Below are 12,234 nucleotides of genomic sequence, written 5' to 3' on the forward strand. Positions count from 1 at the left end.
GAAACTCACTCTACCATTTACCCAGAAATCAAGCTCATCTAAGCGGAGAAGAGCCCCATACCTAATCCATAATATTCTAATTTAGTAATATAACTGACACAGTTTTGTCCAGAAGTTCGCGTGCCTACCTATAACCTGCATCATCAATACTGAACGCTAACTCACCTTAAAGAATGATCATTCCATCTCGATAAGTCAGTGCTGGCGAAACATCTTGCCCGAGTAACACAGGGCCATCAAGGTCGACTATTTTAGATTGAACCGCAATAGGCAGCGCCGCTCGCATCGCCAATGAGGTGCCTAGCATACAACCCGACATCAGAGTAAATCCTAGCCTTTGAGCTTCTTCAGCAAGAACTAATGCTTCAGTCAAACCACCGGTTTTATCGAGCTTGATGTTGACCATTTCATACTTGCCTAACAAAGATGAAAGTTGCGAAGTGGTATGACAGCTTTCATCCGCACACAGTGGGATCGGGTGATTGATGTGTGCCAGTGACGCATCATGCTGCTGTGGAAGAGGTTGTTCGATCATCGCGATATCAAACTCAATAAGTTGATTGAACAACTCTTCGAGATTCAACCCTGTCCACGCTTCATTAGCATCCAGTACAATCTGAACATCAGGTGCAGCTTCTCGCACAGCGCAAACACGCTCTACTACCTGCTCGCCATCAAGCTTCACTTTTAGAAGTTTCGCACCATTCACCACATAATCTCGCGCTTGTGTCGCCATCGCTTCTGGCGTACCAATCGAGACGGTCATTGCAGTCACAATTTGAGCAGGTAACTCAAACAAGCTATTTGGAAACACCTGTTCTTTCTGCTTAGCTTCGAAATCCCAAAGCGCACAATCGACCGCATTTCGCGCTGCCCCTCCGGTCAATAAAGACTGAAGATGATCTCTTAGCTCTGCGGGATCGGTAACGCCTCGCTCAAACATACCTTCAAGGGCACTAGACGCTTGTTGGATTTGCGCTAACACAGACTCCGATGACTCGCCGTATCGTGGGTAAGGCGTGCATTCGCCCTGAGCTTGTTTGCCATCATGTTCAATGTAAACACGAACAACGTGACACTCAGTTCGGCTGCCTCGAGAGATGCGAAAAGGCGTTTGCATCGCGATAGTAATGGGTTCTGCTGTAATCTTCATAATTTCACTCGATTGATGTTCGCTTTAACAAATGGAAACGTAGAAATGATGAAATCGTTAAAGTGAATGTCGCAAATGATCAGTAATGTGTTGTACACCAAAACGAACCGGGTCCGTCACGGGTACTTGATAAAGTGTGGTCCATTCTTGGCATAATGTCTCAGCGTCTTCAATGCTGATTGCCGACGTGTTCAAGCAGATGCCAACCAATTTTACATCTGGATTCGTCAATCGCGCGGCTTGCAAGTTAGCTTCGATCGTCTGTTCAATCGTTGGTAATTGCGCATGAGGAAGGTTACGAATATGTGGTCGCCCTACTTCGTGACATAGCACCAAAGCATCAGCTTGTGCGCCATGTAAAAGCCCCAAACTCACGCCTGCAAACGAAGGGTTAAATAACGAACCTTGGCCTTCAATGATGTCCCAATAGTGGTCAGTAAAATCGGGGCTAATCGCTTCAACCGCGCCAGAAATGAAATCCGCGACCACAGCATCAATCGAAATCCCGCTACCTTCAATCAAGATACCCGTCTGCCCTGTCGCTTTGAACTGAGCGGATGTACCTGACTCTTTAAGCGACTTTTCGATAGCTAAAGCTGAAAACATTTTTCCTACTGAGCAATCTGTTCCGACCGTAAGCAGGCGCTTACCTTGACGAGGCTTACCGCTACCAACCTTTAGGTCACCATCAAAGTGGCGTACATCATGAAGCTTAGTCAATCCGCGTTGCTGCATGTCAGCAAGCGGTGAAAATTCACTCAGTCGTTGGTGCATGCCAGATGCAATCTCAAATCCCATTTCTGCAGCTTCCATTATGGTTGGCTGCCAAGAGTCAGGAATAACACCACCTGGGTTTGCAGTGCCAATCACTAGCGTTTTCGCGCCCTGTGCTTGCGCCTCTTGTAAGGTCATATCCGTTAAGCCAAGTGAAACGGTAACGTCTGTTAAACGAAGCTGACCTAGGCAAATTTCTGGTCGCCATTGATGAATACCGCGAGCTGTTTTTGCGGCAAGTGGGTCGGTAACATCCCCAAGAAAAAGAAGGTAAGGTTGAGCGATAGACATGAGTATTCCTAATTAATAAATCCTTGTATGGGTTTACTTTAATTAAGAACTTAGAAGCTACCGAATACCTATTTATGACGAGCCTATAACCTTAAGTTATAGGGTGAGTGTGGCTCTTCAATGAAACGATAAATTGCTTAACGGAAATCGACTGAGGGGTGTGCTCTGCACAAAGCATCGATACCGAGAATTGGATGTCTGGTTGAAGTGGTAACACACAGACCGCATCGTCATTTTGATACTGTTCTGCAGTCCACGGATCCACAATCGCAAACCCCGCTTGGTGCTTCACCAGTTCCGCCGCCGCGCTATATCCACGCACAGATATCGGATGGTGATAATGCTCATCTCGCGCAATAAGGCTTTGATGTAACAGGAGGCCTAATGGATCGCGGCTATCAAGCCCGATGATTGGTAAGGGATAATTGATCAGGTCATCAAGGGTTAATTCAGTAGGTAACTGTTCAACTGTGTGGGATGGAACCAGAACCTTGAGGGATTCAGTTAAGAGCGTTTCACTTAATATGGCAGGCGGTGTTTCGTCCCCAAATGCGATAGCAATATCAAGCTCATGCTTTAACAGCCCAGCACACAGTTCATCACGGTTTGCAGTCAGCAACTCAAAAGAGAGCTCTTGTTCGCGAGACATTTGGGCTATTACCGGAGTCAGCAATTTGGTCGCCAGTATCGGTGGTGCACCAATACGTAAATGCTGATGTCCTTGCTTCACTTTGTTGGTCAGAGATCGAAATTGACCCAGCTGTTGATAAACCTTTTCCGCTTCGGGCAGTAAGGTTCTCGCTTCGACCGTTGGCACCAACCGACCTTTGACACGCTCGAACAATCCAAACCCAAGTTGTTGCTCTGTATGCGCCAAAATACGAGTCACATTAGGTTGTGACACATGCAGGTTACGCGCAGCCCCAGATACGGTTCCGGTTTGCATGATGGCGTAAAAGACTTCCAACTGTCTTAGGTTCACATTGATGTCCTTATGGTTCGCGAAACAAATCTAGGGGTTGGCTTTTCTTGTATTAGCTAAGCTGTTTATCGGTCTAGCTGTTTAATTATCTGTCTATTTATTTATCTACTCGGCTATTTGGCTATTTGGCTATTTGGCTATTTGGCTATTTGGCTATTTGGCTATTTGCGTGAGTTTATTTTAGTAACTCAGCTATCGTAGGTTGAAGCACCTCAGCCCAAGCTTGGTAAGCCTTCGCATTCAAGTGTAAGTCATCACACGAGTACTCATTCGACAAAAGCTTATTCGGTGACAACACAGAATTCACATCTAAGAACGCAATGCCTTGCTGAGAACAGTACTCGCTTATCTTGCTATTGAGCAGTTCAACCGACGAATTCAAACCTTGCAGTTTAGAGCCAACATAAAGCGTTGATTGCACCAAGATTCGAATATCGTTTTCTTGCCACACTTCAAGCATATCAATGTAGTTCCGGTAGATATGTTCGACATCATAACCCTGAGCCAAATCGTTTATCCCAGCCATAAAGCACACCAGCTTTGGCTTCACATTCAACGTGGTATCAATACGGCGCAACATGCCAGTTGTGGTGTCACCCGCTAAGCCACGGTTGACCATCGAAACATCGCGAAAGATATCCGCCCAAGGTGCCCATTCGGTGATCGAATCACCAAACATCACTAGGTCTGCATTTGGGGAAAAATGGCGGTGATTGTCCGATGTCATGATGTAACGACTCATACTGTGGCCTCGTTGCTGAATCTCAGACTGAAGAGCAACCGCTTTGAGAATATCACTGTCCGGTGTAGTGCTATCAAATTGAGCCAGCAACCCTTCGATGTGAGGCTTAAAAGGGCTAAGACGAGTGCTCAGTTGGTGGTGTTCTTTAAGGGAAGATAACCTCTCTAGTAATGCATACAGAGAGCGGTTTTGACCAACTTCTTGGAATAACTGATAGAGATCGAGGACAGGGTGTTGTTGCAGCGCGGCAAGTAATTGCTTGTCTTCCATGGTGTTATCTAACCCTTCAATTATCTAATGATGAACCCAAGATAATATCCGATTGCTTACGGGATAGATAACATTAGAAACAAAGAATGACTTAATCTCTACAAGGCTGGTTACATACCGCATAAAAATATCTTCCGGTACAAATCTCGTTCCGACTCAAAAATCAGCACTTCATCATAATATGTATAAGAAATTAGCCACATATTGTGACCTCAGTCTCTCAGCCTACCGTCTACTCCTATTGCCACTATTTAACGGAGGATTTATAGAATATCAGGATGGTGAATAATAGGTTAAATCATAATAATAAGGACCTTTACGTGAAACTTTCTCTATCCAATACCGCGTTGGCCGTTACCGCCATCCTACTTGCAGGTTGCCAATCTGCACCTGAATCAGTTCAAGAACCAACAGCATACCAATGCCAAACGAATACGAATGCCGACGTGAATGACTTGAGGATCTATCAAGTAATGGTCGAAAGCTTTGTCAGTGGTGATGACTCAATTGGTCATGGGACAGGCTACGGAACCAGTCACCATAACGGAGACATCCAAGGTATTATCGACTCACTTGATTACATTGAATCTCTTGGCATGAACGGCATTTGGCTAACCCCAATCTTTAATTCAGAGCCTATCGAAAACCAAGACCATTGGGCCGATAGACTGGATGCAACCGGTTATTTTGCCACCGATTATTTCAATATCGATCCGAGATTCGGCACGATGGAAGAAGCTAAAACCTTAGTTGAAGAAGCGCATGCTCGAGGGCTTTATGTCTTCTTTGATGGCGTATTTGGCCACCACAAAAAAAACGTAGTGCCGTCACCAACAGGTAAGCAGCCCCAAGGAGAGGATAATCCAGTCTCATACCCTGAGAGCCTAGCCTTCTATCAAGAAGTTGCCGAGTATTGGATCAAAGAGCTCAAAATTGATGGTTGGCGCTTAGATCAAGCTTATCAAGTGCCAAAAGAAGCTTGGAGTCAAATCAGAGAAACGGTAGACACCGCATCTTCTCAAGTCGAATACGTAAACAGCGAAGGTAAAACCGTGAACCCTCTGGGTTATATGGTCGCGGAAATTTGGGCAGGTGAGAACCGCATTATTGAAACAGGCTACGGTTCAAATGAAGCACCGGCCTTATGTTCTGCGTTTGATTTCCCTATGCGCTACCGCCTGACGGAAACCTTTGCTGTAAACGAAGCTGGCGTGGGGAACAAAGGTGGAGAGTGGCTTGCAGAAGGCATGTCTTTACATTCGTTATACCCAGACCACGCAAAGCCAAATTTAATGATCGGTAACCATGACCTTGTGCGTTTTGGTGACTTATTACAGCGCGGTGATATCGCTTCTCCACAAGACAAAGAGTATTGGCAGCGCTATAAAGCGGCATTTTCATTCCAAGCAGCTTATACCGGCCCAATTACGACCTACTATGGGGACGAGATTGGCGATCAGCTAGAAGGTTTTGCAGACAAAGTATGGACTGATGACTGTGCTATTAATGGTCTGTGTGATGATCACGTAGCCCGTACTAGCGGTAAAGTAGAAGGTGTCACAGCCCAACTCAATGCGCACGAAAAAGACTTAAAGCAATACGTGACAAACTTGATGAAACTGAGAGAAACGCACCCCGCTCTATCACAAGGTAAACGTACAAACCTGATGGCCAATGATGTCGCCTATGTCGATCACAAAGCCTATGAAGGCGATGCTGTTGTCTACGCAGTGAACGTTACCAACAAAGAACAAACCATAAAACTAACCAAAGAAAAAGTCGGCTCCATAGCTGATCTGACGGATATTGAATCCAAGCAATCGATCTCAGCTATTGATGGCCACTACTCTATCGTTCTAAGCCCATTTGAAGCTCGTTTCTTGTCGATAACACAGCCAAGTGAAAAAGGGCCAATTGCGGCGATACTAGCGACAGGAAATGAAGTTGGACAAGGCTTCATGGCTCAATGTGACAATCCAACAATAAAAGCTGAAGGCCCTATTTCGAGCCCGCTTTATGTGGTTGGCAATTTTGCTGATTCAGGTTGGAAACACGTGGGTCAACGAGAGTTTGAATATAAAGGTGACAACACTTACCAAGTCGTCACCACTGAAAAACCGGGCAGTTATCGCATGCAATATGCATCCAAGGCTTGGTCACCTCAGTTCACAGCGGATGGGCTTAACCTAAAGTTAGGACAGCTTAACTCGTTAATTAAAGGTGGTTACGGTCAAGATACCGCTATCACTATTCGTAATGCTGGGCAGTATGTATGGAGCTTACAATTCGATGATGCGGGGCAACCATTAAAAATTATGGCTTCCAAATGTGCTGAATAGCCAAACCTAAGATCCGAGATCAACCAAGTAAAAACCCCTTATTCCTACGAATAGGGGTTTTCTTTAATCTGCATTGGATATTAAGAGACCAGACACGATTAGAACGATATCTACCCCTGCTTCACTTGCAGGTGATTACGGTTATCGCGGCTTTTCTTGATCAGCTCGTTGCTCTCGTCCATTTCATCTGACTTAGCAAGGCGATCATAAAGTAGCACATTCACTGTTGCTGCTAGATTCATGCAACCTACCGTTGGTACATAAACAACATGGTCAGCTCGGTCAGCGACATCTTGAGAAATAGAACCATCTTCAGGACCAAAGATATAGATAGCGTTCTCTGGGTGTTTAAAACGTGGCAGTGGTGTGGCACCTTCAGCCAACTCCACACATACGATCTTAGTTTCTGAATTAAGGCTATCTAAAAACGACTCGACACCAGTAAGCGGGATAGTACGCGTTGCACTCTTGGTATCGGTGTGAAATTTTGCAGCCTTGTCGTAGCGTTGCCCTGTGTATTTAACTTCGTCGACTTGGTAGCAACCCGCCGCACGCATAACCGCGCCAACGTTTGTCGGGCTCTTTGGGTTAGTTAAACCAATAGTCACATGGCTTTTGTTCATGAATCTTTCTCACTTAACGAATAGACATAGCAGGGTGCTACAAAGCGTCGCATTCTACCAAAGCAGCGCCAAATTCAAAAGCATCGAAACGAACGGCTCTTTTTACAGATAAGTACTTAGTTGCACCACCTATCACTTCAAAACCTAACCGCCATCATATTTATCAAACAAAAAGGTTTTAGGATAACAATTCAACAACAAGTCCGTTTACATTTCGAAACCACATTAATAATGTGTTGAAAATTGCCTGAGACAATCACATAGGAAGTGCTAATGACCCTCACCATCAAAAACCGCCTTTATATTCTCTCTTTTATCCCTTTGCTACTAATGGCAATTGGGATGATGAGCGTGACGTATATGAAGAGCACTGAGCTAACCGCACAACAAGTAGAATCGACGCGTAGCAATATGATGGCGATGAAAGAAAAGGAACTCAAAGCGTACCTGCAAATGGCTCAGTCTTCGATATCTCCTTTCTTAGAAAAAGGTGCCACGCTTGAAGAAGCATTACCCACATTAAAAACTCTAGAATATGGTGAATCTGGTTATATTTTTGGCTACAGCTCTAAGGGTGTAAGAATCGTCATCGGACAAGGTACCGATGGCATTGGTAAAAATTACTACGACCTTCAAGACAAACAAGGCAATTACCTAATCCAAGACCTGATTAAGAACTCAAAAATTGGGGAATTCACCACTTACTACTTTCCTAAGCCAGGTCAGTCCATTGCGTTACCAAAACTCAGCTATTCAATCTTTATTCCACAATGGGATTTAATGCTCGGCACGGGTTTTTATACCGATGATATTGACGCCGTGATCAGTGACATGAAAGAGAGCTCGAATGCTGCGCTACAAAGCTCACTGACTGCCATTGCACTTTTCTGTGGCTTGATTGCCTTAGTGGTAGCGGTTTTCGCTGTTGCAGTGAACCGTACAATCATGCAACCACTCGAGCAATTTGACCGTTCGATCAGTGCCTTTGCAAGTGGTGAGGCCGACCTAACGGCTCGAATGGAAACATTCAAAGCGCCTGAGTTCGCCAAACTCAGTGAGAACTTTAATGCCTTTGTTTCTAGCCTACAGACCATCATTCGTAGCGTGAGCGATGTGGGTCAGCAAGTTGTATCAGAAACGAGCAGCATGTCTTCTCGCGCAGCTCAGGTCGACGAGATAGCGACAGGTCAACGTGAAGAGACAGAACAAGTAGCAACGGCGATGACCGAGATGACGACAACTGCGCAAGAGATCTCAAGCAACGCAAGCCAAGCCGCTGACTCAGCTAAACTTGCAGAGAACAATGCAAAAGAAGCTCAGCAAATTGTCAACGCTGCTGCAGGTTCCGTAGCAGACCTTGCAAGTGAAGTATCAGAGGCAAACACTGTGGTATCTCGCCTTGAAGGAGATGTACAGAACATTTCATCTTCACTGACTGTCATTCAAGATATAGCGGAACAGACCAACCTATTAGCACTAAATGCCGCGATTGAAGCCGCGCGAGCTGGTGATCAAGGCCGAGGTTTTGCCGTAGTTGCTGATGAAGTTCGTAAGCTTGCAAGCCGCACACAAGAGAGCACGGGCGACATTCACAAAATGATCCAACAGCTAAAATCCGCTTCAGATGCCGCGGTTAAAGCAATGGATTCCAGCCAAAGCAGAAGTGCTCAAACGGTAGAAGAAGCGAACGCAGCAGCTGCAGCACTTGCTAAAATTCAAGATTCGATTGATACCATCATGGACATGAACTCACTGATTGCGACGGCGACTGAACAGCAGAATATTGTTGGCCAAGAGATATCTCAACGCATTGTTGTGATTTCAGACCAAAGTTCTCAATCGGCATCGCTAGCAAACCAAAACCGTACAGGTAGCCAAAACCTAAACAGCCGAGCAAACGAGTTGTACCACTTGGTTGATCGCTTCACGGTTTAATGCTTAATGCTTAATGCTTAGCAAGTAAAAGCTATAGAACATCAATAAAAATGGGCTTCAGAATCTTTGTTCTGAAGCCCATTTTCTTGTCCATAGTGTCTTGCCAGATAGAACTAGTCTAATTGCTCAGACAAGAAGTCGACTAACAAGCGAACCTTTGAAGACAAATTACGGTTCTGTGGGTAAAGCGCCCAAATCCCCTCTTTATCGTCTCGGTAATCAGATAACACCTCAACCAATTCACCAGACTCAAGATCTTCACTCACGTAATATTCTGGTAGCTGCACTAAGCCAATACTCTGTTTCGCTGCGTCTTGTAAGGCTAAGCCACTGTTACATTTAATGCGTCCATTAACCCGAACTGAGCGAGGTCGCCCATTTTCTTTAAAACGCCAATGCTCAAAGCCGCCGACTAAACATTGATGATTGCTCAACTCAGAGAGCGTATGCGGTTCACCGTAACGTTCAATATATTCAGGGCTGGCGCACACGTAGAGTTGGCGTTGAGACAGCTTCTTTGCCACAAGGCTCGAATCTTCTAAGCGACCAAGACGAATAGCGACATCGACACCCGAATCAATAAGGTCGAGCTTTTGATTGGTCAACATCAGCTCAAGTTCGACTTGTGGGTGGAGCTTTAAGAACTGATGAAGTATTGGGGCGAGTTGACGCTCACCATAAGTCACAGGTGCTGTTACTTTCAGTAAACCTTTTGGCGTGGATTGCATCTGCGTGACGGCTAACTCAGCAATTTCTAAACCCTCGACCAACAACTTACATTGCTGATAATAGAGTTGCCCAGCCTCTGTTAGAGAAACCTTACGAGTCGTTCGATTGAGTAGTTTTACTGCGAGGCGTTCCTCGAGATTTGCCACTCTACGACTGATTTGAGCCACTGACGTAGCGAGTTTCTGTGCGGTACCAGTAAAGCTTTCGCGCTCTGCCACTGCAACAAACTCACTTACCCCTTCCCAATTGGCCATGCCTCTACCCTATTTTGAACTATGGTTACCCATACAGTGTATTGAAGATATAGATCAGTGTCACCTAGCTTAATATGCGCCATGCACATACAAAGGCCTTCATTGAAGCTAATATCGCATTCCCCACAAGGCTCCTATCGACCTAATCTACAAAGTTCGAACCGACCTTGTATTACAAATACTGTTATCAAAAAATACTCGCACCAAAAAAGAAAGCCCGCACTCATTGAGTACGGGCCTTATTATTGTCTATTACAGATGCGTGAGGGTTAAAACTAGAAACGATTAGCCACTCACTTTTGCCTGTTCAGTCTCAAAGATTACACTTCAAACTGAGAAACTAGGCTATCAAGTGCTTCACACTGTTCTGCTAGTGAGATGCATGCGTTCTCTGCATTGTTTGCCATCTCAACCATTTTCATGGTGCTTTCCGCGATACGTTGAACATTCTGGTTCACTTCTTCAGACACCTGAGACTGCTGAGAAGCCGCTGTTGCGATTTGCGTATTCATCTCATTCATCTTGCCGATTGAGTTACGAATCTCGCTCAATGATGAAGCTGCAGTGCCCGCTTGAACAATGGTTTTCTCGCCACTTGCCTTGCTTTCTGTCATCACGCCAACGGCATGTTTGGCGCCAACTTCTAAGCGTTCAATCATTGATTGGATTTCACCCGTACTGTCTTGAGTTTTGCTCGCAAGCGCACGGACTTCATCAGCAACTACCGCAAAACCACGACCTTGTTCACCAGCACGCGCTGCTTCAATCGCCGCATTTAATGCCAATAGATTGGTTTGCTCTGCAATGCCTTTGATCACGCCAAGAATAGAAGCAATGTTCTTCACATCAGTATCCAATTCCTGAACCACACCACCTGCATTCTCGATATCTTGCGCAAGGCGTTCAATTGAAGTTACGGTTAAGCCCAAAGTGCTGTCTGCTGATTCCACTTCATTGTTCGCAACGTTACTTGCGGTTGCCGCATCTAACGCGTTACCACTTACCGTTTCACTGGTCGCTTGCATTTCATGAACGGCAGCCGCGACTACTTCACTTTCTTTCTGTTGATTCGAAGAAAATTCAGCCACATTCTGCGTTATTGATTTGATGTTTTCCATCTCTGCACGTACGGCATTTGATGTCAGAATCACTTGTTCAACAGTGGTATGTATCTTACTAACAAACTTGTTAAACGCTGAACTTAAACGAGCAATCTCATCAGAACCTTCAACTTTCATTCGCTGAGCTAAGTTACCATCACCCGATGCGATTTCATTCATCGCTTTCTCTACGCTCTGAATCGGCTGAACGATAAAACGGTTCGATAACCACATCGAAAACAAAGCCGCAAGTACCGCCACGGCCATACCTACTTCGATGATCAGCTTACTTTCTTCAATCGAGTCATTAGCTTGCTGGCGAAGCTCTTTTTGTTTGACTGCAATCAGCTCTCTAATATAGCCGAGTTGATCGTCAATGATCGCAAACTCAGCGTCCAATGCCGGCGAGTAATCTATGTTGTGTTGAAGAGCATTGGCAGGGTCAGCGAACATTGGTTCGTGCAATGCCACCCACTTTTTCATCGCCTTTACCAGTTTCGCTAGCTCGTCTTGAGAAGATGAGTCTAAGACACCTGCGGTATATAGAGTTTGGACACTCTCAAAGCGTGGAACGGCTTTGTAAGCGTTGTCTTCAAACTCAAATTTTTGATATTCGATCGCATCCTTATCTTTAGCAAGTAACAAACCTTGGGCAGATGCAATGACTTGATAGATATCTCGGTACCCATCTTCTAGGTTGTCGAGAACCGGTTGAACCACATTATTGAGCTCATGGTTAATCGCTGCTTGCGCGTTAGATTTAATCACGTTAAGCACAGTAACAGTTGAGAAAACAATCACGATAACCATTAGAGGGATCGCAATTTTACTCTTAATAGAAAGGTTTTTGATATTCATAGAGGGTTTATAACCACACATTAAATAGGGACGCGCGCATAATATACAGTATCGATAAAAAAGCCAGCTATAGTTTTGTGAATCTCATCGCATATAAAACTAGACGATGAAAACGAGTGCTTCGCATTTAACCAGACGTCAACCTGAAAAAGTTAAAGTGGACAATATTGAATTTATTTACCTT

At 44.9% G+C, this 12,234-nt stretch carries 9 protein-coding genes; 2 read left to right on the forward strand and 7 right to left on the reverse strand.

Going from position 1 to position 12,234, the window contains the following annotated elements; genetic code table 11:
- Positions 1 to 166: 166 nt before the first annotated feature.
- The 4 genes from dgcA to AB6C75_RS15280 form a co-directional block, all read right to left on the reverse strand.
- Positions 167 to 1,153, reverse strand: a complete 987-nt coding sequence (gene dgcA / locus AB6C75_RS15265; protein ID WP_372108089.1) for an N-acetyl-D-Glu racemase DgcA — start codon at positions 1,151 to 1,153, stop codon at positions 167 to 169.
- Positions 1,154 to 1,210: 57 nt separating this feature from the next.
- Positions 1,211 to 2,218: an N-acetyltransferase DgcN gene (gene dgcN, locus AB6C75_RS15270; protein WP_372108090.1), complete on the reverse strand. Its 1,008-nt coding sequence runs from the start codon at positions 2,216 to 2,218 to the stop codon at positions 1,211 to 1,213.
- A 91-nt stretch (positions 2,219 to 2,309) separates the two neighbouring features.
- Complete coding sequence (locus AB6C75_RS15275; RefSeq protein ID WP_372047672.1) at positions 2,310 to 3,200, reverse strand: LysR family transcriptional regulator; 891 nt, start codon at positions 3,198 to 3,200, stop codon at positions 2,310 to 2,312.
- A gap of 175 nt (positions 3,201 to 3,375) precedes the next feature.
- A complete protein-coding gene (locus AB6C75_RS15280; protein WP_086051323.1) occupies positions 3,376 to 4,212 on the reverse strand; it encodes an SGNH/GDSL hydrolase family protein in 837 nt (278 codons plus the stop codon).
- 278 nt (positions 4,213 to 4,490) lie between these two features.
- On the opposite strand from AB6C75_RS15280, the gene AB6C75_RS15285 reads away from it, so the two are divergent.
- Positions 4,491 to 6,551 (forward strand): alpha-amylase family glycosyl hydrolase, encoded by a 2,061-nt coding sequence (locus AB6C75_RS15285; protein ID WP_372108091.1) that lies wholly within the window; start codon positions 4,491 to 4,493, stop codon positions 6,549 to 6,551.
- 110 nt (positions 6,552 to 6,661) lie between these two features.
- Here the strand turns inward: AB6C75_RS15285 and AB6C75_RS15290 are convergent, their stop codons facing one another.
- On the reverse strand, positions 6,662 to 7,174 hold the full coding sequence (locus AB6C75_RS15290) for an RNA methyltransferase (protein ID WP_065678958.1): 513 nt from the start codon (positions 7,172 to 7,174) through the stop codon (positions 6,662 to 6,664).
- Between the two features lie 273 nt (positions 7,175 to 7,447).
- Between AB6C75_RS15290 and AB6C75_RS15295 the strand changes: the two genes are divergently transcribed.
- Positions 7,448 to 9,109, forward strand: coding sequence for a methyl-accepting chemotaxis protein (locus tag AB6C75_RS15295; protein WP_372108092.1), 1,662 nt, complete (start codon positions 7,448 to 7,450; stop codon positions 9,107 to 9,109).
- 113 nt (positions 9,110 to 9,222) lie between these two features.
- Here the strand turns inward: AB6C75_RS15295 and AB6C75_RS15300 are convergent, their stop codons facing one another.
- Positions 9,223 to 10,092 (reverse strand): LysR family transcriptional regulator, encoded by an 870-nt coding sequence (locus tag AB6C75_RS15300; RefSeq protein WP_372108093.1) that lies wholly within the window; start codon positions 10,090 to 10,092, stop codon positions 9,223 to 9,225.
- A 320-nt stretch (positions 10,093 to 10,412) separates the two neighbouring features.
- Positions 10,413 to 12,050 (reverse strand): methyl-accepting chemotaxis protein, encoded by a 1,638-nt coding sequence (locus AB6C75_RS15305; protein ID WP_372108094.1) that lies wholly within the window; start codon positions 12,048 to 12,050, stop codon positions 10,413 to 10,415.
- Positions 12,051 to 12,234 lie beyond the last annotated feature (184 nt).

The organism is Vibrio sp. 10N.237.312.B06 (genome assembly GCF_041464685.1).
Classification (GTDB): domain Bacteria; phylum Pseudomonadota; class Gammaproteobacteria; order Enterobacterales; family Vibrionaceae; genus Vibrio; species Vibrio tasmaniensis_A.